At 39.0% G+C, this 24,430-nt stretch carries 21 protein-coding genes; 1 reads left to right on the forward strand and 20 read right to left on the reverse strand.

The genetic code is table 11. The features are described from left to right. Positions 1-64: 64 nt before the first annotated feature. Positions 65-499: a hypothetical protein gene (locus tag NYP54_RS11645; RefSeq protein ID WP_283157604.1), complete on the reverse strand. Its 435-nt coding sequence runs from the start codon at positions 497-499 to the stop codon at positions 65-67. 192 nt (positions 500-691) lie between these two features. Between NYP54_RS11645 and NYP54_RS11650 the strand changes: the two genes are divergently transcribed. Further along, the gene (locus NYP54_RS11650) at positions 692-1,090 is read left to right on the forward strand and encodes a hypothetical protein (protein WP_283157605.1); all 399 of its coding nucleotides are present in this window, start codon (positions 692-694) and stop codon (positions 1,088-1,090) included. Positions 1,091-1,107: 17 nt separating this feature from the next. Here the strand turns inward: NYP54_RS11650 and NYP54_RS11655 are convergent, their stop codons facing one another. From NYP54_RS11655 to NYP54_RS11745, 19 genes are all read right to left on the reverse strand, one after another. Next, positions 1,108-4,056 carry a conjugal transfer protein TraG N-terminal domain-containing protein gene (locus NYP54_RS11655; RefSeq protein WP_283157606.1) on the reverse strand — a complete coding sequence of 983 codons (2,949 nt, stop codon included), beginning with the start codon at positions 4,054-4,056 and terminating at the stop codon, positions 1,108-1,110. Positions 4,057-4,183: 127 nt separating this feature from the next. Beyond that, on the reverse strand, positions 4,184-5,590 hold the full coding sequence (locus NYP54_RS11660; RefSeq protein ID WP_283157539.1) for a conjugal transfer protein TraH: 1,407 nt from the start codon (positions 5,588-5,590) through the stop codon (positions 4,184-4,186). Between the two features lie 200 nt (positions 5,591-5,790). Further along, positions 5,791-6,420, reverse strand: coding sequence for a conjugal transfer protein TraF (gene traF / locus NYP54_RS11665; RefSeq protein ID WP_283157540.1), 630 nt, complete (start codon positions 6,418-6,420; stop codon positions 5,791-5,793). A gap of 193 nt (positions 6,421-6,613) precedes the next feature. Beyond that, complete coding sequence (gene traF / locus NYP54_RS11670) at positions 6,614-7,678, reverse strand: conjugal transfer protein TraF (RefSeq protein WP_283157541.1); 1,065 nt, start codon at positions 7,676-7,678, stop codon at positions 6,614-6,616. Between the two features lie 112 nt (positions 7,679-7,790). Further along, a complete protein-coding gene (gene traN, locus NYP54_RS11675) occupies positions 7,791-9,740 on the reverse strand; it encodes a conjugal transfer protein TraN (RefSeq protein WP_283157542.1) in 1,950 nt (649 codons plus the stop codon). Beyond that, positions 9,703-10,701: a type-F conjugative transfer system pilin assembly protein TrbC gene (gene trbC / locus NYP54_RS11680; RefSeq protein WP_283157543.1), complete on the reverse strand. Its 999-nt coding sequence runs from the start codon at positions 10,699-10,701 to the stop codon at positions 9,703-9,705. Before trbC ends, traN begins: the two co-directional genes overlap by 38 nt. A gap of 48 nt (positions 10,702-10,749) precedes the next feature. Then, on the reverse strand, positions 10,750-11,805 hold the full coding sequence (gene traU, locus NYP54_RS11685) for a conjugal transfer pilus assembly protein TraU (protein ID WP_283157544.1): 1,056 nt from the start codon (positions 11,803-11,805) through the stop codon (positions 10,750-10,752). Then, the gene (gene traW, locus NYP54_RS11690) at positions 11,792-12,628 is read right to left on the reverse strand and encodes a type-F conjugative transfer system protein TraW (RefSeq protein WP_283157545.1); all 837 of its coding nucleotides are present in this window, start codon (positions 12,626-12,628) and stop codon (positions 11,792-11,794) included. Before traW ends, traU begins: the two co-directional genes overlap by 14 nt. Positions 12,629-12,938: 310 nt before the next feature. Continuing rightward, a complete protein-coding gene (locus NYP54_RS11695; RefSeq protein WP_283157546.1) occupies positions 12,939-15,887 on the reverse strand; it encodes a TraC family protein in 2,949 nt (982 codons plus the stop codon). 1 nt (position 15,888) lies between these two features. After that, the gene (gene traV / locus NYP54_RS11700) at positions 15,889-16,497 is read right to left on the reverse strand and encodes a type IV conjugative transfer system lipoprotein TraV (RefSeq protein ID WP_283157547.1); all 609 of its coding nucleotides are present in this window, start codon (positions 16,495-16,497) and stop codon (positions 15,889-15,891) included. An 89-nt stretch (positions 16,498-16,586) separates the two neighbouring features. After that, complete coding sequence (locus NYP54_RS11705; RefSeq protein WP_283157548.1) at positions 16,587-18,431, reverse strand: TrbI/VirB10 family protein; 1,845 nt, start codon at positions 18,429-18,431, stop codon at positions 16,587-16,589. Continuing rightward, positions 18,424-19,536 (reverse strand): type-F conjugative transfer system secretin TraK, encoded by a 1,113-nt coding sequence (gene traK / locus NYP54_RS11710; RefSeq protein WP_283157549.1) that lies wholly within the window; start codon positions 19,534-19,536, stop codon positions 18,424-18,426. Before traK ends, NYP54_RS11705 begins: the two co-directional genes overlap by 8 nt. 91 nt (positions 19,537-19,627) lie before the next feature. Beyond that, on the reverse strand, positions 19,628-20,188 hold the full coding sequence (traE, locus tag NYP54_RS11715; RefSeq protein ID WP_283157550.1) for a type IV conjugative transfer system protein TraE: 561 nt from the start codon (positions 20,186-20,188) through the stop codon (positions 19,628-19,630). Between the two features lie 57 nt (positions 20,189-20,245). After that, positions 20,246-20,557 carry a type IV conjugative transfer system protein TraL gene (gene traL / locus NYP54_RS11720; RefSeq protein ID WP_119328395.1) on the reverse strand — a complete coding sequence of 104 codons (312 nt, stop codon included), beginning with the start codon at positions 20,555-20,557 and terminating at the stop codon, positions 20,246-20,248. A 1-nt stretch (position 20,558) separates the two neighbouring features. Next, positions 20,559-20,888, reverse strand: coding sequence for a hypothetical protein (locus NYP54_RS11725; protein ID WP_283157551.1), 330 nt, complete (start codon positions 20,886-20,888; stop codon positions 20,559-20,561). A gap of 285 nt (positions 20,889-21,173) precedes the next feature. Further along, the gene (locus NYP54_RS11730; protein ID WP_283157552.1) at positions 21,174-21,329 is read right to left on the reverse strand and encodes a hypothetical protein; all 156 of its coding nucleotides are present in this window, start codon (positions 21,327-21,329) and stop codon (positions 21,174-21,176) included. Between the two features lie 76 nt (positions 21,330-21,405). Next, positions 21,406-22,470, reverse strand: coding sequence for a hypothetical protein (locus tag NYP54_RS11735; RefSeq protein WP_283157553.1), 1,065 nt, complete (start codon positions 22,468-22,470; stop codon positions 21,406-21,408). Further along, positions 22,463-23,320 (reverse strand): hypothetical protein, encoded by an 858-nt coding sequence (locus tag NYP54_RS11740; protein ID WP_283157554.1) that lies wholly within the window; start codon positions 23,318-23,320, stop codon positions 22,463-22,465. The genes NYP54_RS11735 and NYP54_RS11740 overlap by 8 nt, the downstream gene beginning before the upstream one ends. Before the next feature lie 391 nt (positions 23,321-23,711). Further along, complete coding sequence (locus NYP54_RS11745) at positions 23,712-24,083, reverse strand: hypothetical protein (RefSeq protein ID WP_283157555.1); 372 nt, start codon at positions 24,081-24,083, stop codon at positions 23,712-23,714. Between the last annotated feature and the right edge of the window lie 347 nt (positions 24,084-24,430).

Genomic DNA, 24,430 nt, shown 5'->3' on the forward strand with positions numbered 1-24,430 from the left:
TTATCGAAATGTGCGAACCGTTACAATACGATCATTGGTTTTAACTTTTTTGATGATGTGCATATTAATCATTTCCACCTTGTTGGTATAAACTAAACAATGAGATTGGCTTTGTTTTTTTGTCTGCCATTCTATTGGCTAAATATTCAACTCTTCTTACATTTAACAGCGTTAATATAACACTCACCATTAAGGCAATGCACTCAACTAAGGCTAAAAAACCATCGTAATCATAGTTGATAGTATCTAAACCGAGTAATTTTTGATATGCCATTAACAGCATCGCTGACCCCATTATTGCAAACATTGTCATAATATAAACAACAACGTAATACATCATAAACGCTGTTATTAACCGTGACACATGTAATAACAACGCTCGCTTTTTGTTTGACTGTTTGAAAACCCAAACAAAAGATTCAACACTTGGTTTAAAACATAGTAATACGGTCATGATTACCAATAAAGCAATCAAAAATATTAAAAAACTTACCGTCATAATAAAATCCCCCTTCTCTTGTTTTGATGAAAAATAATTTTGTTATCGTACGTTTCCTTTGTTTGTTATTTTGGTTTTTAGTGGTTTTATACACTTATTGATTAAACACTTACCTTACTTTTTGATTGAAAAACTGATTAATTTATGCTAGCTTGCTGAAAGCAAAACGCATATTGAAAGGGAGTTTTGAAGATGAATGACCATCAAAAAGAAAGGCTATTAAAAATTGCTGAAACGAATCCTGAATTAGCCAAAGATGTGGTTGATATTCTTAAGCAGGAATCTTTATCGTCTCACGAACCCATTGCGGTTAAAATGGTCAAGTCAGAAGAAGATAAAATTGAGGTTACTGCGGAGCAGAGGAATTATGCCGTCAAGTACTTAATTACATTGGTTTCAGGGGTTTTACTTGGCTTTTTAGTGATCATAGCATCTATGATAGGATCGTCTTTTGATGATAGATTTGACATAATTGCATTTTTAATTTTCATTATAGTGCCAGTTACTATCTTTTTATGTTGGTTTTTTGCTTACAAGGCTGGAATGCCTACAGTTAAAACCTATATCAAACGGCACTTTAAATTTTTATAGTTTTTTTGAGTAACTAATTATTGCAATGATGGCGGCAACATCGGATTCTTTAGCATTTTTTCTTTTTCTTCACTTCTTTTATGATCAAAATCTCTATATTCTTCAAAAGATATAGTGCCACGATCGACATTATGTTTAATATCTGTTGCTCTTTTATCTTTTTCATCTAAAACGTTTTTGGATTGATCAGTTACCGATTGCTTTGCCTGATCAAGTTGAGAAATATCTGGACGCTCTAATTCAAAAGCACTTTTGGGCTTATTATACTCAGCAAACTTGCCTTTAAACTCATGATCTTTAGGCATTATGCCAAGCTCTTTCATTAACGCAAAGTTATCGCGATGTACCTGCTCCATCATCGGCACAGCAGATTGCATAGACTCACCCTTGCGTTCATATATTTGATATTCTAGCTCATCTTGCATCACACCATGTGCTTTTGTCACCATTTGATCATTGTCAGTTCGTGCTTGTTTCACTACATCTTTACCCTGATCAACATCATGAGATAAATTATTAATCTCTGTTTGACCTCTGGAGTTAATGCTGTCTGAATTTTGCTTGTACCAATCAAGATAAATATCACTATTAGCAACCACAAAACTTTCCTGCGCTTTTTTGAAGAGTGGATCATTCTGCTGACTAATATCACCTAACCAACGATCACGATTCTGTGGCGTATAATGATCATCTAAGTAATCCTTAAATTTTGGCATCAAATTCTCACTCATCGTAAAGTCGTGGTTTTTGGCATAATTTGCCGCCTCACCTGCTTGCACCGATAAATCATAATTGCGTTGTGCTGATTCACTGTATGCTTTGGCTTCACCAAAGGTTGATTGCAAAGACTGTCCTTGATCCACACCTACTGCTTTATCTAATGTCGCAACATCTGACTTAGTGGCACTGGTAATGGTATCGATTGCTTCACGATAGGATTTGACTTCACTGGCGGATAAACCAATTGAATCATTCTCGGTCATTGATCTATTTTTATTGGTATCAAATTTGGCATATGCATTTGCAGAAAAAAACTTAAATGCTTCTCCAGTTCCAGCTTTAACTTCAGCTCCAATATTTCTGCTCCACCCATAAGCACTCGCATTAACCTGATCTTGACTATAACGATTATGAATATCTGCCACTGTTGAATAGGCACTTGCCAATTGTGCTGATTGGCTTGTGGTCTGGCTTGATGCCGCATAATCCTTTAACGCTTGCGTCTTACCTGTCTGATTTAAGTAATTCGCACCGCTATTGATCGTTTCATTAAGCATCTGCGCCTGTGCAAACGCTTCTTTTTCATACGCTGCCTGTGTTCGTGATAAGCCAGTCGATACCGATTCCCTTTGCATCATATCAAACGGTTGTCGATCAATCATCGGCGTATTATCATACACCGTATCGCCTTTCGGTGTCTGATATTGACTGCCACCTGATAAGCTCGAACGTAGCGCACCACCTGTGATTTCACTGGGGCGTGTATTATGTTGTCCAAAATGCATATTATTCCCTGTGTGTGAACTCACCGAGGTGGTAAATGCCGTAATATTGCCCTCACTCATCGCTCTTGAGCCTTTCTCAGCATCAGACGCTAACATCGAGGTCATGCTAGTGGCAACCCCCATCATCGCGTTACCTGCACCAACAATTAACATTCGTGATAAGTAAGGTACAAAGGCTAACAGCCATCCTGTTGCGGCAGCATATTTCCATGTCAGTGATTCTAATGCATTAATATTCGACATCGTAATGCCAGAATAACCTCCTGAATATTCCCTTAAATGAAGTGATAAAATCGAGGTCATAATGAAATTCACAAACACATAGAATGTACTCCATGTCCCTAACCAGATTAAGCCTCCCATATATTTCTTGGTGATATGAATCAAATAGCCTGGAAAAAGTGCCATGTAACCCACAGGAATAAAAGCACAAGCCAACAGTAATAATAAAATGGTATGCAGCATTGGAATAAACTCCTGTGCTTGCATGCCCATCGATACCCATGTCGATTTACGTGACATCTCGCCTTGCACTTTGCTGTAATTTAAAGCTGCTGCGGCATTGCCACTGGCACCTATTAACACCCTAAAGCCATCACGCACAGCATTAATCGCCAAGTTCTGCATCATCGTGTTTTGTGCTGTACCCGATATATCAAAAAAATTCTGGTAAACATTCTGCACGCTAGTTTGCATTTGTGCCAAGGTTAACGCTTGGTTATTAGCATTGTACTTGTGTAAATCACCCAGATTAATCGTTGCTTCATTTTTAAATGCATTTTCAAGCCATGTGGTTGCTGTACCACAATACGGATTATCTTTAGCACCCTCCTCATTTGGATTAGCACCATGAATATGCACTCTGGACACACCATCTTTAATCCGCTCTTTCAAAAAAGCAAAAATATCAGGGGTGCTATATAACTGTTTAAAAGTAAAGTTTCTTCTAAGCTTGATCTCAGGATACACACATTGTCGTAAATAACGCGCAAAATAGCCTAACAGTTCGGTATTCACGCGTGATTGATTCATTTGCTCAAAAATCGCTGAACCCCATACCATGCCATATTTTTCATAGGCTAAATCATTCGGTACATGCATAATACCCTCTATGGTTTCATTGACATAATTGGATAAAGCCGTGGTCGCAAATAACGGATATGCTAACCCAAGCGGTACATTATCGACTTTATATCTTGCTAACGGTTTCGTGGTATCATGCACCATTACGGTTGTGCGCATATTAAATGCCAACATCGTAATAAAGCTATAGCTTAGTGTCCAAACCAGCACTTCTTTAAAGTCATGCTTCATTAACAAACGACATAACACCACAAAGGCACCAACGCTACCGACAAACCAAAATAGTGTGCTGCTTTGTTCACTGTTATAAAATGCGGCAATCGCATTTAATACATATTGTACGACCTGACCCTGCGAGGTAAAAAAGACATCTAACATCATTCGCTCCTTAAGCTGTTAGGGAATGAAAAATAAAAAAGGTAAAAAAGTAAAAAAGATAAAAGTGAAAAAGTGGGAAACTGGAAAAGTAGAAAAGTAAAAAAAGGTTAAAAGGCTCCTCTACCTATCAAAAAACCTTCTCAAAGTAGTAACTATCTTGTGTTTCCGCTGACATATGCCCCACCACCACACTTTCGGTTTGTAAGCTACGCATCACTAAATCAGATTTTTGTTGCAATGCCTGGTAAGCGGCATGATTGACATGATGCGTAATCATCCTTTGTGCATTGTCTAAATTCGTAATCAACCACTTCATATCATCATCTTTGCCTAAGTCCGTCATACTCAGTGCCAGTCGTGCCTGTCCTATGATCTGATTGATATAATCCGTTAAAATAATCCGTGCGATAATTTCAGCATACTCGTGATACTCAGGCTGCCAGCCTGCCATCAGTTGCGTTTCAATCAAACGAAAGATTGGAAAGTTAACGGAATTGATAATGTTTTGCTCAGACGCAATGAGCTTGGTGTTACTTTTGATTTTATTGCCGATGCTTTGCAATACATCCCTTAATTTGGGGACTAATGCACCTGTTTCAGCAAACGATAATGCCTTAACAGTTGGCTTTAAACATTTCTCGGCATTCGTGTCATCACACTGATAGACTTTGACTTCCTGTTTATTGTCTTTAGCATCTTTTGATTTACCATTAAGCATCAAATCAAAGCCTGCACTTTTTGCCTCTTTAATTAATGGCTCTAACTGTTTGAACGTTGAATTACCCGCATTATCGGTTTCATTAATCAGTGAACCGGTCATTGTCATCACATATTCAGCAATCTCTGTGTTGCTTGATAAAAAGCCATTTTTCATTAAAAAGTACCACACCAGATTACGATTTTGTTTGATCATATCTTTTAACTCAGGTTGTACTTTGGCTTGTTCTGTTTGTTGTTTTGAGGTTTCTGGTGAACTACAGCCTTGTTTAGATGCCAACCAACTGCTAAAGCCGGTTGAATGGGTGCCATAGGTTTGACATAAAAACTTATTATTCTCTGAATGAGTAAACCACCCTGCAATACCGCCTACAGCTAATTGCGCGGCTTCACACGAGGACATATTGAAGTTATTAATATCTTGCGCTAACTTTTGCAGATAATCTAATGCTGACTTCATCGAGGGTGCCCAAGTCTGCAAGGCAAGCTGTACCGCAAAGGGTGCGGCATTTTGCATAATTGCCTGACCCATTTGTGTTAACTGTTCAGCATTAACAAAACTTAACCCCCCCGTAAACAAGTCAATACCACCACAACCAAATTTAACATTAGGTGCCTGAACATTAAATAACTGTAAATTTTTCACAGGAGTGCGAATATAACCAGACCCCGCAGTAACATAGCCACTTTGCTGATCAATAACCACTTCCCCTGTGGTGATATTAGACGCGTAACCTGTATCATTTAAAAAAGCCTGCATATCACTGCTTAAACTGGCGTGACTGGCATTAATCACACACCAAGTTAAACTAAACACTTTTAGCCATGTAAGTCGAGAAAGTAAGCAAACTCGGTCACACAAATGAAACAAATAAAATAAATGAAACCAATAAGATGAGTGAGATAACTTTTCCTTTTGTTCGTTTTTTTCCTTTTCTTGCTTTTTCCCCTTTCCCGCCTTTTTCCCTTTTTTTGTCACAGTGACTTTTGTCGCGCGATTTGAAGACAATATAAGCATTACTTACCTCCATACACTGATTTTTCTGCTTGATCTCTCTTTGCTAACAGACGACCATATAAATCCTCACGACTGATCACACCTTTTGCGAGCAACTCAAAACGCATTGTCTCTTTGTGCTGTAAAAACAAAACAGGTGTAAATGGTTGAGCGCTACCGTAATAAACTTTATAAATCTCCTGCGCTAACTGACATTGTTGAAAGGCTAATTGACTGATCTGCAAATAGCCCTGACAATAATTCGATCGCTGATCGGCAATCACAGGAAACACCTGTTGAAATGACTGAACCCCTTTGCCATCAAAGCTAAATGTCATCACCGATAAACCCAACTGATCAGCTAACCCTTTCACCGTATCAGCAAACTGGTGACAATAGCGACAATGACCACTGACAAAAAAGATGAGTTCATATGCTTTAGCAAATGCCATCAGGGAATGTTCACTAGCCTGTGGTGTTATATCATCACTTTTTGAAAAAAATAAATCGCGCAACACCGTTTCAGCTAACTCATTTTTATGATTTTTATATGCTTGTTTAGCATCTGCTATGTTATCTATTCTACCAACAGCAAATGCTACCCCTGACTGACAGTTCAAGCCAATCAGTAAAAGGATTGCTAACAGCATCATTATCATCGGCTGTTGAATGTTCTTAAAAACCAATAACCTTTTCAAACAGCGACACCGTGGTTGAATAAAACGGACGAAATAGACAAAATAAACAAAACAGACAAGGTGAATAGCCTTAAAAAGGTTGGCAAAATTGAATAAAATCAATGAGATTGATGAAATAAACAAAGTAAATAGAATCAATAACCGCTTACCTAATCTCATGCGATACATCCCCCCGTAGTGGTTTTTGGGCATAATCCGTTGCAAACTGTAAAAAACGTTCTGCCATCTGATCTTGTGCAATAAAGCCATAGGCAAAAGGACGTACTTGTTTAGTTTGATTATCATAAAGAAATAACGCAGGCACGGCTTTAACACCCCAGTGTGTTAATTTTTTGGCTATCCCTTGTTGTTGCGCATCATCACTGGGCATATTATCCTTGATGTCATTCACCATCACCCCATCAACAGCAATCCCCATTAGGGTAATACCATATTGATCAGCAAAGCTTTGTATCGAACTAGCCAGTGACTGGCTATAGACATCCTGACCCTTGTAAAAGAAAAATAAACCATGCGTTTGTGCATACTGCTGTATCGCTTGGGTTTGACGCTGTTTTTCACGTTCTCTTGATAATTGACGCGCTCGATCTTGAATGGGAAATTTAAGCTCATGCGATAAATTCGGATACTGTAACAGCGCCTGCTGAAACGCCCGCCCATAGTCTTTAGATTGCTCCATCATAAACATGCGCAGATACATCACATAAGCAACATCTTCAACTTTGCGCGTCATTACCGCTTTTGCTTGCATTTCCTCATAGTGTGCTTGAAACGCTTTTAACTGTGCTTTGTAGCTGACTGCCTGTGGTAGTGATGTCGCTTTTTCAGCTTTTTTAGCTTTTTCACTTTGTTTATCTTTTTCTATTTTTGCATCACCTTGAGCTTCAAACGGATCAATGATTGCTATGTCTTCATCTTCATTGGCTTTAGAATACCATTGCCACCCTGTTGCATTATACGATGATGCCATCGCTACCTTACTACTCAGCAGGAAACCTGCTGTTAAAAGCATTAAACTAAATAAGATAGGTAAAAGACAAAAAAGTCCTCGCAAATAAGAATGCAACAAAGAGGGAAAAGGGAGTAAAAAGAAAAAGCGAAAGTAACACCATACAGACTCAGAGATAGTACAAAATAACGCTAAATTTAACCGCTTATCGCTTGCTGTTTTAATGCAACGATGCCAACGATGACATGTCATCAATGCCATAACGACTCCTCATTGTTTATTGTTTCAGTAGTTTATTTTTCTTATTTTTTTATTTTTTTATTTTTACTTTTGATTTATTTCTATCACTTGCACAACAGCTAACTTTTCGCATTTATTCAACCTTGGGTAATGCCGCATTGACCTCTGGCATTGATTTGCCACCACCAAATTTATCTTCCAGTGTTTGCCCCATGCGATCATCTGGAAACGCTGCTGCTTTGTTCTGTATATCCTGATAAATCTCACGAAAATCAATGCGTCTAAAATCAAGCTGCTGTAGCTGCTCTGGTGTCATGCCACTGCAATTGGGGTGCTCACCTGAGCCAAAGCCAATCCCTAACTGATCACGTCTGCCCTGCTCTTGTATAATCCGTGATATTTTAGAACCAAAAACACACCATGTCTGATGGTGCAAAATACATACGCCTAAGACTTTTTTAGCACAATAACGTCCTGCAAACGTAGCTAATCGCTTCTCTTTGGCACCTTGTAGTTCTTTCTCCTGATCTGAACAATGGTGAAAAATCCCACCGCCACCATCACAGCAGTCATACAAGCCTGCCATCGCCTCACCACAGTCTTTGACATCTCCTTTAAAAATTTGTAGTTGATCTTGACTGTCTTTGAGTTCTTTTCCTGCTTCAGCCGCACCTGCTAATCCACTGACTGCCTTTAAAAAATCCGCTGTGGTGCCACGTTCAATCTTTTGTTTGAACTGAATTGAGTTAGGATTACCACAGATAAGTTCTTTATCTCCTGCATTTTCCTCAACACAGTGATAGCTTTTCTCATACGTTATACAAAAATGACCAACCTGTTCAACACAGCGCTGTGAAACAAAATTGCATTGATCTTCAAAAACTTCACAGGCATTGATTTTATGAAAGCCACACTTGTATTTTTTATGATATTTCCAACACGGTAAATCAACATCAACCCCACCAATATGGCGCACACCTCCTGCCTCAATACACGTTTCTTCAATATTGACACAAGCATCAGGGTCAATGTTCTGGCAGTTATCCACCCAATGAACACGAGCTTCAAATCGTGGAACAGCAGGTACTTCAATCACCCCATGATATTCAATGGTCATATCAGGCACATGAGCATATTCTCGACCATCGGCTGATAATTGACCTTGTTGACCTTGCGTTACTGGAATTGCTAAATGTGGATAAGCGTACGACACACTGGTTTGCGGCATGTGCATCCTAAAAAAAGCACCGCCTGCTAATGTTCCTAAAGTAGTATCAATTGTACTAACAATCGGCGGAATATGAATCCAAAAATGCCCCATCCAATTACCATGCGAGGTAATATGAAATGATTTTAAAATACCTGAGTAGGGGAAGGTAAAATGCGCCCCTGAATGATATGCTTCATGTCGCCAATCCGTTGCGCCTGTGCCACTAAAAGGAATGTCTCTGGTAGGGATAGTCACATCAATAATCTCAACCTGCGGGTACTTAAAGCATTCGAGCATCTGATGGTTTGACATGCGACAATGCTGTGTTGTCGTTTGTGTTTTTGACTGCCCTGACACTTCTTTGCATTGCATATCATAACCGTTATCCCTCAAAATCTGCTCGGCATTGTCCTGATAGCTCACCGCCTTTTGATACGCGGGATTATTGGGGTTGATTCGGTGTTTGTTTGTATTATGCGTCACCACAATTGCATTTGCCTGCGGATTGTGCGCAAACGCTGACTGTTTATCCACATCAATCGCCTCGGGATTCTCTCGATACGCCTTTTCGGGCACATCATTCATATCGCCGTTGGTATAATTTTGTGGGTTAATTTGGTTATTTAATTTACCTGATTGAATCATTTCCTTTGACGCATTGGCATAAGACGCACCTGTTTGATCAAAACGCTGTTGCATATCATGTGCAAAGCCGAGCATAGGCATATTACATAAACTAAGTAAACTAGATAAAGTAAAAAAGGTAGGCAAGGTAAAGAAGCTAGAAAAGGTAAAAAAGCCAAACAAGCGTAATGTAAAAGCATAAAGTCCTACCTCATTCCTTGGTTTTATCCTCAGTTTCCTCAGTTGCATCACTAGCTCCTAACCTATTTTTACTTCTTTTACTTACTTGATTCATTTTACTTATTTTATTTATCTTACTGATTCTGCTTGCTACCTGTGCTTTTTCAAGCAGTGCTAACACTTGTGTCTTAAGAGATTCACTGCCTTTGTTATATAAAATACGTAATGCATCCATCACACTCAGATTGCCATAAACCACATCGTGATCAGGCGTTGGACAGTCATACTCAAACGGCATGTTTTGATTTGTTGCCTTACCTTGTTTATTTTGATTGATAACATCATTGTTTACTGACATGGGAATACAAGGTTGCGCTACTTTACTGACGACAAAGGCAGGTACTTGTTTGATGTTAAATTGTTTAAAGCGTAAGGGGTCAATCGCAAAACCGCCGACAGGTGGTGCTTTGGGATTAAATTTTTCTTCACCCTCTGGAAACAATATTTGCTCAATCCGCACATACGTACTTTCAAACGAATCACCATATAATCCCTGTATTAATAGCGGGATTTTTAGTACAGCGGCTTGTTTGTTCAGCACCCTTAAAGTCTCAATTGGCATCGCCAGTGACGCAAATATATATACGCCATGAAAATCCTCACTTGCTGTCACTAACTGCTGACGTATGTCATCCATATCATTCTGAAAATAGGTTTGCATCTGTGTTTGTGCATCACTAATTTTTGCTAAGGTGATGTGTGCATAATCACGAGCATATTGCTGATAATCCTGTGCTTTAATGCGGGCATCTTTGCCATAGCTTTTGACCTGCGTATAATATCCTTTGGCAGCCTCTGTTAGCTTTGCTTGTAATGATTCAACCTGTTGTTGATCGTAATGATCACGCTGAGTATTCGCCTGTACTACACCTGTTAACATCAGGAAAGTAAAAACCAATGATGCTTGTATAACTAAGGGCAAACTCAATGACTTAAACACGTTATATAACTTGAAGTGACATAAAAACATATCGATTTGCTCCTGTGAGTTGAGAGTAAACGTCTTAGGTGTTTAAGGTTATATATAAACACAATTGCGTTTTCTAAAATTCAACAGCCCGAAATGAGTCCCTGTAACAATATTGTCTTTACCTGCTTCTGAAATCACCGTGGTAGTCGTATAAGGGTGCGATAAGTAAGGCTCTGGCACAATATTAGTCAACTGATAACGATAGCGTGATTTCGGTAAAATTGGTTCAGGGTATTGCTGACACACAATAGGATAAACTCCTTTGCTTTCTAAAATCATACCCTGACGATGTAGTTTGTAATTCATCCGCTCGGTTAAGAGTACCGCATTAGAGATATGGGTATTAGTATAGGCGACAGAACCAGTTAACGGATAAATGCCGCCTTGGGAACCCGCACACCAGAAAAGCACATCAAACGCCAAACTCATATTCGTTGAGGTGGCAATCGCCTCAGGAATACACGCCAATTGTGCAATGGGATTACCAAAAAGAATCGCTTCAGGATTTAAAATAAACGCCAGCATATCATCATCCCATAAGGGGTCTAGCTCACTCATATAGGTAAGATCAACACCTTCCGCCTGCATACAACCTGTTGACATAATCAAGTTTAACAGATAAATCACATGATATTTATACCAATGCACATGATAAAAACTGCTATCACTGGAGCCTGCCATATAATTCGATCGTCCACCAATCTGCTGCTGATTAATCCCCATCGACATCTGATAGCCCATATTGACCATACAATACGGAATCCTTGTCACATCAACTAACGAATGCGGCTCCCAGTAACCCAAGGTAATACCAAGACGGTAAACATTGGGCATAATGGGACACAGTGCCACAGGCATGGGTGGATTTTCTGTGTCAGGCAATCCCAGTGGACTCGGTACCGTTTGCACTGCCCCAATCGTAATCGGAAAAACACTTGCCCATGACACATCCGTCACAGGAGTAACAAAACGACCCACACACCCTGTGCCTGTGGCATACAAGCTTGAAACACCAGATAACGACAAAAAGCACATCATCAACGCAAAGATAACAAAGGGTAAACGTAAACAAAACCGTATCAATAATCGTTTATCTCGTTGCATCACTGCCTCCTTTATTTGCTTTTTCCTGTGGTTTGATCACTCCTTTTGCTTTTCTTACTTCCCTTACCTCTTTCACTTCTCCCTTTGGTTGTATTTGCTTTGCCAAAAAGCTCACCATTTGATAACTGACTTCTTCAATCTTCATCGACACATGTTCTTTGCTTACCATGCTAGGCACTGCCTTAACGCCTATGGTGCGCGTAATAAATCCGCCCTGATCAAAGCGTACGTTATGATTAAGTGCTTGAGAGACTTCATGGATATTGCCACCTGTTAAGATCACTTTAAGCGGCGTTTTTGACTGCTGCAATTGCATAATCTTGGCTTTTAACCAGTTGACCTGTAAGGCATCATCACCATCGGCAAATAAAAGTATCGTGTCATATATCGGTGGCGTTAATGCATATTGTTGTAGTGCTTTGGGGTAAGTGGCAACATCTAGCGCATTCACGGTTAAGCCTTTGGGATAAAGCACCTTGCCTGTATGATCGATAATATCTTTATGTAAGGTAATCATCGGCTGATAATAAAAAATATCAGGTGTGATCGTTGTCGGCAAACGCACAGGGGTTGGGCGCAGCATTTTTGCTTTAACGTTTTCTTTAACTTCTTGTTGCCACTGACTTAAAAAACCACTTTGCTCAAGCGCTTTGAGTTTAAGATGAATCAAATCCATAAAATTCATCTCAACAACTTCAAAGGTATGACCGTATTTGCCTAAGTCTTTTGCATAACTGAATGTCAATAGGCTAAGGTTGATTAATGTAAGAAATGCAAGAACTGCAAAAAATGCGAAAAATGCAGAAGTACGAATAAATATCATAACGAATGTTACATAGTTCAATAATTTCATCTTTTTGTCCGTAATTCAGATTAGTTAACCGATGTGCGTCAATTTTAAGCTATAGTAGCTATCGCTGTTGATGCTGACGTTATGTTTATACATGTCATTATTTGATGACCGCAATTAGTTTAATGCTGATAATAATCAGCAAAATAGCGAAACAACAAAATGTTACTTCTCATTAAAGTAAAAAAATGTAAAGGTGGACAAAAGACGTATCATCAGCACCAGTTAATAAATGTCGTGGGGGCAGTGGCACAAGCTTATGTTTTTTAACATAGGCTTGGTGCTATGTTTGTTGTTTGTGATTAATATTCTGGCGCACTTGACCATCACTTGTTTCAGCTAAACGCTGCTTGAAATCGGCATAATCAATATCTACTTGATTGCGTGCCTGTAAACTAGCAAATTGCTCACTAAATTGTTGTAACTCCGCCAACTCATCCCCATAAAATTCATTGACCGTCAACATAATTGCCTCTTTAAGCGCGTAACCCTGTTTGCGATAGTTCTTAACAGCGTCCACTTCCTGTCTTTTCGTTGACGTAATAATCTTTGAATAAGGGTCAAGAAAAAATCGATGCTCTGATGAAAACTCACCGCGCTTAACTAAAAACGAAGAAAACCATGCCTCAGACGATGGACGAAAGTGTTGTATTATCTTAATCTCGCGATCAGTGAATAAAGGATTCTCTTTATTCTGTTTGGCAAATGCAGCAAAAGTAGCATCCTGCGACATAATGATTTTAATTGCTGCTTTCTCATAACCCTGTGCTAACAAACTGGTACTGTTTAACTCCTTGACCGTTTGACCAATAAAGGCAAGGGATGCGTTCTTTTTACGATAGGTCGCAGCAGCTTCCGAAAATTTATCCTGCAAGGTTTGTGATTCAAAGCGCATAATCTGTGGTGCTTCTTCAATAAAGAAGCCTTTGGGCTTTGCGTCTCTGGATAAAATAATCCGATTATTAATATCAATCGATAATGCCATCATTAACGGATTAATCATCTCTTTAGATACACCCTCAACCTCAACACAGATAAACGGTGAATCAGGGTCAAGCTTTGAGGTTTCATTAAAAATCTTACTGTGTGTCTTACTGTAAGAATCCGTGCGATAGACCTTTAACAAATCCAACCAGTCAGACAGTCTTGTGTCACAGTGTCCGTTATTTTGGGCGCGTTGCTCATCGACCATTTTTTTAAGCTCATCCCACACATGATCAACCTTGGTGTTGGTTGTAAATTGCTGATGCGCGAGCATTACCGCTTGGGTCAGTTTCGCAAATTGCCACGGACAAACATCCTTTTCTTTGGGCTTACCAATCATATAAAACAACTCCGCAATCATTGAAATGGTATTGGAATAAACCGAATACACATCAATGTCAGGATCATTCATCAGATCAGGATCACTTTCCATTTGCTCTAAATCCAAATAACTAAACGGATTTAAATACAATTCCATCGCATTAATGTGCCGACCCTCAACGATTTCAACCAGATCACGGAAAGAATTACCCTTATCAATTGCCCATGCATACCCACCCATTGCCACAATCTGATAAATCAGTAATTGCGCCAATACCGATTTACCTGACCCTTTAGCACCCGCAATCACCACATTATAGGAATCTGTGCCCATCTTAAATAAATTCAATGGCGCAAACTGATTCTTAGCGGTCGTAGTGATCAAACCATAACTATGCCCTTGATGCTCACCTTTATCAGGGTCATATGCCCCTTTATAGTCACCAACAATCGGTAAGAAGCTCACCACATTCGGTGATTTCGTCCGATGTCTTGTGCCTGAGCGCTGGCGATCATCACTTAACGGCGCATAACAAAACGGAAAAATACTCTGAAAGATTTGCCCTTGTAGATACTGGCAATCCTGTAACTGTAAACCATGTCGAAATAAATTCATTGCCGCTGCCACATCTTTTTTATAATCTGCTTTGCTTGAAAACAAAATTAAGTCCATCGAAAACGTGCAGATGCGATAACGGTCATCCTCAAGCCCACGATGAATGTCTCGATACTCGCTTAACTCATCCGATAAAAACGGTAACAGCTTTTCAAAACCAATCGATCTTAATTTATCTAAGTTTTTAATCTTCTGACGCGTTTGTGTATCCGATTTTAGTTTATCTTCAATTTGAAAATTCGTTGTCCATAAAAAAGGACAGCGCAAGGATAATCCAATGTTATTGCTTGAGCTTAAAAACTCAGGTAACTGCGTCATAAAAAAATCACTCGGCAATTTCTTTAAGCTTAAACAGACCACGCGAACCTCGGCTTTTTCAGCTTTTTTTTGATCTGAATTGATTGATGATGCTAATGTCTGTGCTGATGGTTTATATTCATCATAACCACAGGTTTCATCCATAAACGCAATATCAATATAATTTGCATCAATCTGATCAATCACGGTGGAGGCATCACATACTTGCTGATTAAGATAATCGTAAACATTATGATGATACTGGCTGGGCGTTAATTTTTTGGGATTATGATTGATAATATTGCCAACATGCGCCATTAAATCCTCAGCAGCCATTGCTTGATAATGAATTTGTGCCGTAGACAATGCAATTTCAACATCTTCTTTCACCTGTGCCATCTTACTGGCATCCTGAGCAATACAGTGCGCAAAGAAATAGGCTTCATAGTCTTTTAAATCAAAGTGCGCGTGTTTGCCATAACCACTGGGGAAACCATCAATCAACGCTTTAATCGCCAGATTTGCCTGATGGTTGGCAATATCAGCATACATCCCACCCCGCTTAGAATGCACATACGCGTTATACTGGATTTTTTCCAGTAACTGTCGATGCCCCAACAAGCTAAACTGATAACTGAACTTTTTGCCCGCAGGTAATTTACTAACGATCATATCGTTTAAATCTTTGGCAAGATGGATATTTGCCCCTGTCAAGGGTGACAATTGTAAACCAAAGCCATAACCGTTTTTAACGCGTTTAGCCTGCCTGCTGAACAACCCCTCACTGGCATACTGATTATGAAATATCCCGCGTTTTGCATCATAAAAACGATAAGGTAACAAATGATGAAAGTGTCCAGCACCCTTGGGCTTGGCGTATTTTTTTAACACTGCAAACGGACTGTGATGCTTAAGCTTAAAAGGAAAACACAGGCTTTTTATACTTTTAAGCTTATTTATTTTACTTATCTCATTTCTTTTACTTACTTGATTCATTTCACTCATCTTACTCATCTTACTCATCCCCCATCGCTTTAACCGCATGCACGGAATGGTTTAACCAATTGGCACCACGCAAGACCGTGTAAACGATACTTGGCTCGTTATAATTACCCTCACTATCGATATAATCAAAAATCATCATCTTTTGAATCGTATCACCAACACGCACAGGCTGACCGACCGCAGGCACAGTTAACGCTGAACCACTCGGCGTTTTATTTATTTTACTTATTTCACTTATTTCACCTATTTTAGTTATTCCCTTTTTTACGGTTGTTTTTTTATCTTGTGCCATAGTATGTGAACCATTAGGAAAATGAGACGAATCAGAAGAATAAGAGAGATCATCTGATGATTGCGCATAAACCTCACTCATCGACACACAGCCTTTAATGCCACCAATACGATCACAGTCAAAGCTACTGCTAAAAGTTGAACAGCCTGATAACAGGCATAACCAAAGTAATGGTAATAAAGCCCATATACGCGATAAATGTGATAAATGCGATAAAAGGGAATTAAAAAATACGCGAAAAAACAAAATCATTAAAACTATTAAAATGATTGGCTGCAATAAGGGTAACAGGGTCATGATGACCTGCTTATATTGAACTGAATCCATCGCTAAAACCTCTTGAAAGTTATAAAATATTAAAAAATTTAAAAAAGTTTGAAAAAATTGAACAAATTAAATAACCATCGACAAAATGGTTATCTTGATCGTGGCAGACCATCAGGCAGTGGTGCTGATAATGCATGTTGTTCTTGTGTCCGCGTATCACGCTCATCACCACCAAAAGGATTCACTGAGGATGCATCATAGTGATTGGCAATTTGATCATTTGGCGGCATATTATAAGCAGGCATCCTTATCGACGACGTGGGCGATATTGCTGATGCCGGCACATTTAATGGCTGCATATTGGCTTTTTTTATTCTTTCCTCACGTGCTGCTTCCACTTTCTGCTCATACGCACGAATACGCGCTTCATCAACAATAGGAAAGCCTTTTAAAAAAACAATATTCACCTTAGCACCCGCACGTAAATCAATCGTTGGCTGAAATTGCTTGGCAAACTCAATATAGTATTTGCTGATCTCACCAAAAGATTGAGAAGCCCCTTTACCCAACGCATTAGGTAAAATCTTTGAAGCATCAATCGTTGTCGTTGCACCCAATGGTGAGATCGATTGAGTCTGTGAATATTGTGAGGCTGATTCACCTAAGCCTGATAACAGCCCCGCAATCCCTGCATTCATAATCACCTTATCATTGCGCAGTTTAAATTCACCACGAATACCATTTTTACCACTCAAATCAAACGCCGTGCCCTCAACGCCAATATCTAAGATTGAACCATCTTTGCGCACCAGTGATAAATGTTCTAAGCGCACCATACCCCTTGATGAAGAAATACGCCCATAGACACTGGCAGTAATAAATGCACCCTTAAGCTTGGATTGTTTGCCATTGGGTAATATACAATGATTTTTTACCTCAAACAAAATCGGCGAGGCATCACCTTGAGCATCAACGCCTGCTTGCGCTTCCGCAGCACCTAATAGCTTGGCTTCACAAAAAGTACCTGTTGGTACATAATTGCTATAGTTACGGATATACTGGCTACCCTCATCGTCCTTTTCAACTACCGTGGTCGTGAAACTCACCGGTAAGCGCACAACGTGAACTGGCTCTGTATGGGCATAATGCCCTTGACCAAAAACCCCTTGATTATTTTGATTGTTTTGATTATCCCATTGACTGACGCTTTCACCCTGTGGCATTGTTGGTTTGCCATGCGAGGACTGAGCGGATTGAGAGAATTGATTGCTATTAGTCACCATTGACGTTAACGCGTTGGCTTTTTCCGCTTTGTTTGTTTTTTCTGTTTTGTTAGCTTCATCAATCAACCGCTGCGTTTCCTGTTGTTGCGTTGAAAGCTGCTTTTTTAAATAACTGTTTTCCTGTTCAAAATGCTGACGTTGACGATCAAGAGAATCATTTAATGAATGGTTTTCTTTTGTCAGCTTATCCAACTGACTGACCACATCATCAATCTGACGTTGCTGATGGGTCAAAGCACTTTTATTATCATCAGCAGTAAACGTGGCACCCTTAATTTTAACAAATTCACCCGCAGCCAATACTTTGTCATCACCCTCAATCACCACGTTTGGCTTAACCTTTGCCTTGGATGACATAAAAATCGTCAATAACCAGATAAAACCACCTGCAACAGCGACAAAGATCATCAAGGTTAATAAACGTTTCTTTGTATCTTTATTTTTTTCAAAAACAGTGGCATCAATCATCGTTTGATGCTGATCAGTTGATACAGATTCATTTTTTTCATTTTTTTCATTTCCTTTGTTTTGACCGGTATCGTTAATATCATGCATTTGCCCAGTAACATAAGGACGATCTGCTTCATGCATGGCGTTTTTCTGAGTACCCTTACTGCCTTTACTGCCCTTACTATTCAACTTAGTCTTAAATGCGTTACACATACGCTTGAGTTGCTTATTAAGGATTAATACTTTTAAAAACTTAAACATCACTCGCGCCCTCTTGGATTAAGGCATAAAAGTAACCTGCTTCACCCGATGCCAGTTGTTCTTTACTCAACGCCCCTGCAACCATACCTTTTTGATAAAACATTTTAGGGTGTAAGTAAACAACCTGTGCATTGACGTTTTGAATCGCATAAACAACCCCTGTTAACATACCCCCTTTAAATAATCGTACAGGTTGATAACTCAACCCCTGATTCAGTTTTTCATGACCTGCGGCATTTTCTCGATGGTTAACATGATCTTCCATCGGAATCTCAGTCGTTGTATACCCTTCTGGTAATTCGCCTGTATCAGCATAATTGATCATCGCCCTAATCACCGACACCACTAAGGTTCGATACGGCGTTTTTTTCTCAACGTCATGAGCTTTAAGACTGCTGCCCCCTTGAGCAATAAAGCCAATGGTCTGACCACTGTTAACCTCTGGTACCGCGTATAACGTAAACTGTCGCCCTGATTCTGTCAGCACAAAAGCCGTAAATCCTGTGCCTAAACGTGCGGCATTGCCCAAAGTCACTAACGCATCCCCTGTCTTATCCAAACGATGACGATCAACAAAACAAAAGCCCTGTTGACAGGTAAAATCAGTAATTTTATCCCCCTCAACGTATAAACGATTGCTGTCTGTTTTAGACAAACGCACCGTTAACGTCTGATGATTACTAAAAGGTATCCGCTTGGCATCTAAAGGTTTAAGGGTCGAAGGATAGCTACTATTAACCTTATGTTGGCTGTTGTGATCGACTGTCCATTGGCTTAAGGATGTTATCTCCTCTGCTGAAATCTCTGCCACTGCTTGATGACGCTTTGAATTTTTATTTTTATTCGTATCATTACCCTCTACGGCAACAGGTATCACCCCTTGCTTTTTCATTGCAGACAGTAATCGCGCCTCATCTGTCTCATCTGTGATGAGATGTTTTTCTGCCCTTTTATCAAGCACAGCAACGCTATCTGCATGGGAGACATTAAGTGTTGTCTCTGCAAAGGCAATGTGACAAGTCATAAAATAAGTAGGCAGTAAAAGAAATAAAAGCAATACAAGCGATATACGCAATGCAAGCAATGTAACCATTGTTCTAATCAATTGAAGACACCTTGCGCCTTGTAAACTACATCGATGCACTAAATGCTGGCTTTTCCCGCTAAAAATCATCATAAATAACTCCCTAAAAAAACTATGGCTTCTTAAGCTCAACAATATCTTTGACATGCAATGAGCCATTGTAATAATCAAACTGCACAATAAAGCGGACTTCCTGATGTGAAACAAGACGTAACCCCACCCGCTTTTCTAACATCCCCTTGACTTTAACTTGCAAGCGCTCAATACTCATTTCCTGCTCACTGGGATAAAACACTGAAGAAATACGCCCCGCCTGAATGTCTTGAGCTTCTTTCTCCAACACACTGTTTAACTGACCCCATGTTTTCGGTGAGGTATGGCTTTTTAGTACCCGATGATTTAACAGTACATTATCGGGTGATACATTCAGCTTCATTCCCAGTAAAAATAACGCCATCTGCGCCAAATAAGAGTCATCTGGCTCTATCAGGCTAATGCTCATCTGATGACTTAACACAGGTGGCACTAACGTCACCATTTTATGTTTAATCGTTTGATATAAGGCATAAGCAAGCACAATCGACACCAGTGACATAAAGATAAAGCCAATCTTAAGCCAGCGATTCACATACTGACCTAATGACTGACCCAATTGATGATGTGATGCGTCCATAAACGCTCCTATTGAGTTAAAGGTTTAATGATAGAAAAAATACAAAAAAGCGAAAAACTAACGTAACCAGAATCGCTGAGCGGAATCGATGGTTTTTTTAAATACCATCTTTGAAATTGGCTGACCTAAAAACCAGTACATCGCTACCGCTAAAAATTGCGGACTACGATAGCGTTTTAGGGTTTTTAAACCAAATATCCAAGACATACCAATTAAAAAACACAGACTTAAATGACTGGTGATCACCCCTGTTGCCATTACCACAAAGGCAGGGGCAATTTCATCGGTTGTGCAACCCATCGTTAAGCGCGGTTTATTCAAATATTTACACACGCGTGTAAAATCCTGATCTTCTTCCTGATTTGCCATATCAAGCGCCAAATCCTAGTGAACCTGAGTTATAAACACCCAGTAGTACGGCAACTCCTGCAAAAATAGTTACTGCCATTTTGATATTCCCTGTAAAAAAGAAAATCGCAGAAATGACCAAGGCAATACCGCCTAAAACAATCTGTCCCCAACTGCCTGAGCCAACCGCATCATTGACTTCTTTGGTCAGCTTTGTTTTATCAACCGCCGCTTCACTGACCAACACAAATAACAGCGACAGCACCACGGCAAATAAAAGGGCAATGCCCCATGACTTTAAAGATGCCCATGTGAATTGATCTTTGAGGGTTTGTTTACACATTGCTAACATAACGTATGCTCCTTTTGTTGATGTATAGTAAATTTGATTGGTTTAATACGTGCGTTTATTGTGACGAAAAAATAAACGCGTGCTTTTTCACTTCTGTTACTGAGTTGAAAATAAAAACAGCAGAAAAAGTGGAAAAAGTGAAAAAAATGGGGACAATGGGAAAAGGTTAAGCATTAAAGCACTGGAATGCCTCAACTAAATGGTAATTGACAATAATAGATAAAACAGATTGTGCCTTAACACTAAATGACTTATTTTTTGTTTTTTATTTTTTATTTTTCACACCTACGTCTTGGATGGTTTTGCCTGATAAACATAATTATTGGCATGATTAACATCACTTTGTACACTAACAACCTCTGCGATTGGTTCCTGCTTAAAGCCTATGCTTGATGAAGTTGTTGAGCAGCCTGTGATCACCATGAGTGCTAAACCGCTCATGATCATAACCACAAAAAACTGTGCATAATGACCCAACTGAACATTCAATCGCTGGTTTGGGTGAGGAAAGGGAAAACTAAAAAACATAACTGACTCCAAAGCTCAATCGATAGATCGTAGGTATCGCTGATTTGTCACCATACACCGTCTGCTGCGACTTCAAGAGATAGGGTAAATAAGCGCTAAAGCCTGTATCGATCGATAATTCTTGCGTTAATTGATACCCAGAATACAATCCTAAAATTGGGGCAATATTGCGATAAAAAGATGTCCTGCTGCCTTGAGCATGTTGACCTCTTCTATCGTCACGCTCAATCCAACCATAGACAAATCCCAACCCCGCACCTGCACCTAACTTAATACCATTGCCAACATAATAGTGATACTTCAACATGCCTGAAATATCATACAGTGACGTTGTGATCGTTTGATCAACCCCACTGAACACACTTTTACTATTAACCGCAAAACCCAGTGTCGGGGTCAACGTTTGGCGTTGATCAATGACAAAGCGATAACCACCATACACATCAAAGCCAAAGTATCCTTTTTGTCTGCGCGTATTGGCTATACTGCCTTGCACATCATTAAAATTAAAGTCACTGCCCAACAACCAACCCTTTTCTCCATCTAATCGCTGCTGTAGCGTTTCTCTATCTGATAACGGCTGTAATCGATAGCCCGCGAATGCGCTATGCAACCACAAAAAAGATACAATAATCACTGCACTCACCACAAACACCTTGGTATAGGGATGTCGCTTAATAAAACCCGTCAATTGCTGATAAATCGATACCATCTGGCGCATCATCGCAATGACATAACGCTGCCACTGATATTTGACAAAATAGTAACGACATATGCGCTTACCAATGAAAGCGGTAATGGCAAAAGCTATGGTTAAAAACAGTAACATAAAAAACCAGTTCATCGTTTTGGGTGCCCGACCGATGACACATACTGCCAACACAAAAAAAAGAAATAACCAGAAAAAGTAAGTGGACACCTTGCGTTCATAGTATAAAAATCGCTGACCCATGTGCTTGATGCTCTTTTTTGCTGCTGCAAATTGCTTTGGTTTATCTTGTTTTTTATTCTTTTTATCCTGTTGAGATCGATGACGTGAATATCGATTAAACATCATTTCCCCCTTTTCTTTGTTTTTGTTCTTGTTCTTGTTGATTGCGTTTTCTCAACTGATGATCAATATCCGTCAACATTGCTAACTGCGCTTGTTGATAAGAAAAGGTTTTTGTATCTTTTAACGCTTGATATTTAACTGGCTCATTTTCTAACATGCCAAGATTAAAAGCATAAGGAGCACCCGCTAAAATTTGTTTATTCGTGGCAAAATCGCCAACACTACCTCTAATAGCTAATGATCTATAAATATCTTGAGATTTAGATATAATTTCATTGCAACCACTACTATCATTACAGCTATTATCTGCAATGCCCTTGTAGATGCCGTCATCATTTATATTTGGTTGTTTTATTTGATCAGATGCACTATCTCTTAATACCTTAGCCACTGCTGCAACTATAGGATAATTAGATTGATGAATAATCATCTTTTCTTTCGCTGTTAAAGACTGATCCAAGACAATCTCTTGCGCCACATTATAAGCATTAACTACATCTTTTTTTAATTCAGCTAAAGCCTTTAACTCTATGTTTTGATAAAGCAAGGACTCAGCGACATTTTCAATTGTTGGGTTAACTATGGCTTTTTCAAAAGCTTGTTTTTTAGCTGCATAAAAATTTAATACATAGTTTTTAAGGTCATTATTTATAATCTGGTTCACTACATCTTTCTGCTCTTGATTGCTTACAGTTTTAAAGCCATCTATCAATAACGCCATAAAACCACAATCTGTGTTTATATCTGGCGCTCCCTTCTTAATAAAATAAATGCTATTTGCACTGGCAACACCCGTCATGCCAAGACCAATAGCAAGCAATACAAGCCTGATTTTCTTTTTAATGATCATTATTTATATTCCTTTTTGTTTACACATGACAATACCCAATACTAAAAAAATCTTTGTTCTGCTTTAAACTGAATGTCGATTTCTTCTGCTTGTCCAGATTCAAAACCATCTTCACTATCCATAATTGCTTACCTCTTGGTTTAAAAAACAAATCCACCTCATTAAGCACAGCTACCGCGATTAAAGGAGTTGTTGTTGGAAAAAACGATAACTGTGCTTAATCAAATGACTTGCACTTGATAAATATAATGAAACACTCTGATAAACTGAGGATGTTGAATAAATTTAGGGTTGAATTGCACCCAATAAAATAACGATACTAAGTAAAATAAATGGTGATGACTTTTTTTGTTTTTTTGTTTTTTTTGATCGAACATACCCTTACATTGATCTAAACGATTTTAATCAAACGAATATAACGGCGATCTAACCAAATAGGCTTATGCTTTGGATTCAGTTTTAACGCAATGTGTTGATGTGTTAACTTAAAAATCTTCCCGATAATTTCTTTACCTTGCTTATATTTAACCATGACTTTCTTAGCTTTTGATAAGCTCCTTAAGCGGCACTCTTCACCTTTAGCAATTAATCTTGCTTTTTTAGCAGTTTCTCCAAGTTTGATATGATGCTGATACAACTGGTTAAATAATTGACTGTCATTCAATGTATAATCTCTCATCAAAGCAATATAAGGCTTTCGATGACGTAATTTAAACGATATTTGATGACTTTCTTTAAGTAATTTATGGCATTCTCTCGACATTAGTATGCACTCCCTGTTGACATTAACACATAGATAATGCCTAAAACTAAGCAGCATCTATTTGTTAAACGTAACGTAATACAGAGCATAAACCTCGCAAGGTATTATGATTATATCGCGTATAACTTCGCTCCAAGAGCGGGACTTGTAAAACACCAAGAACAGTGTTTAAACAGAGGAACCTTCGTTATTTTTTCATCTAACATCTGCTTAGTAGGTGCAAATATATAACCCACCTGAAAAATCGGGCTTTATAAAATATTTTTGTCACAGTGGCAATTGAAATTAATTGCCACTTTTTAGAGATACCTGCTTGATAAAATATAAAATTCATTTATATTGATGGG

This window comes from Cysteiniphilum sp. QT6929, from assembly GCF_030035755.1.
Lineage (GTDB): Bacteria > Pseudomonadota > Gammaproteobacteria > Francisellales > Francisellaceae > Caedibacter > Caedibacter litoralis.

Bases quoted from the DNA above. Each gene is read 5' to 3' on its own strand.
- NYP54_RS11645 (WP_283157604.1), bottom strand. From the start codon at position 499: ATGACGGTAAGTTTTTTAATATTTTTGATTGCTTTATTGGTAATCATG.
- NYP54_RS11650 (WP_283157605.1), top strand. From the start codon at position 692: ATGAATGACCATCAAAAAGAAAGGCTATTAAAAATTGCTGAAACGAAT.
- NYP54_RS11655 (WP_283157606.1), bottom strand. From the start codon at position 4,056: ATGTTAGATGTCTTTTTTACCTCGCAGGGTCAGGTCGTACAATATGTA.
- traF (WP_283157540.1), bottom strand. From the start codon at position 6,420: ATGCTGTTAGCAATCCTTTTACTGATTGGCTTGAACTGTCAGTCAGGG.
- traF (WP_283157541.1), bottom strand. From the start codon at position 7,678: ATGGCATTGATGACATGTCATCGTTGGCATCGTTGCATTAAAACAGCA.
- traN (WP_283157542.1), bottom strand. From the start codon at position 9,740: ATGCAACTGAGGAAACTGAGGATAAAACCAAGGAATGAGGTAGGACTT.
- trbC (WP_283157543.1), bottom strand. From the start codon at position 10,701: ATGTTTTTATGTCACTTCAAGTTATATAACGTGTTTAAGTCATTGAGT.
- traU (WP_283157544.1), bottom strand. From the start codon at position 11,805: ATGCAACGAGATAAACGATTATTGATACGGTTTTGTTTACGTTTACCC.
- traW (WP_283157545.1), bottom strand. From the start codon at position 12,628: ATGATATTTATTCGTACTTCTGCATTTTTCGCATTTTTTGCAGTTCTT.
- NYP54_RS11695 (WP_283157546.1), bottom strand. From the start codon at position 15,887: ATGAGTAAGATGAGTGAAATGAATCAAGTAAGTAAAAGAAATGAGATA.
- traV (WP_283157547.1), bottom strand. From the start codon at position 16,497: ATGGATTCAGTTCAATATAAGCAGGTCATCATGACCCTGTTACCCTTA.
- NYP54_RS11705 (WP_283157548.1), bottom strand. From the start codon at position 18,431: ATGTTTAAGTTTTTAAAAGTATTAATCCTTAATAAGCAACTCAAGCGT.
- traE (WP_283157550.1), bottom strand. From the start codon at position 20,188: ATGGACGCATCACATCATCAATTGGGTCAGTCATTAGGTCAGTATGTG.
- traL (WP_119328395.1), bottom strand. From the start codon at position 20,557: ATGGCAAATCAGGAAGAAGATCAGGATTTTACACGCGTGTGTAAATAT.
- NYP54_RS11725 (WP_283157551.1), bottom strand. From the start codon at position 20,888: ATGTTAGCAATGTGTAAACAAACCCTCAAAGATCAATTCACATGGGCA.
- NYP54_RS11730 (WP_283157552.1), bottom strand. From the start codon at position 21,329: ATGAGCGGTTTAGCACTCATGGTGATCACAGGCTGCTCAACAACTTCA.
- NYP54_RS11735 (WP_283157553.1), bottom strand. From the start codon at position 22,470: ATGTTTAATCGATATTCACGTCATCGATCTCAACAGGATAAAAAGAAT.
- NYP54_RS11740 (WP_283157554.1), bottom strand. From the start codon at position 23,320: ATGATCATTAAAAAGAAAATCAGGCTTGTATTGCTTGCTATTGGTCTT.
- NYP54_RS11745 (WP_283157555.1), bottom strand. From the start codon at position 24,083: ATGTCGAGAGAATGCCATAAATTACTTAAAGAAAGTCATCAAATATCG.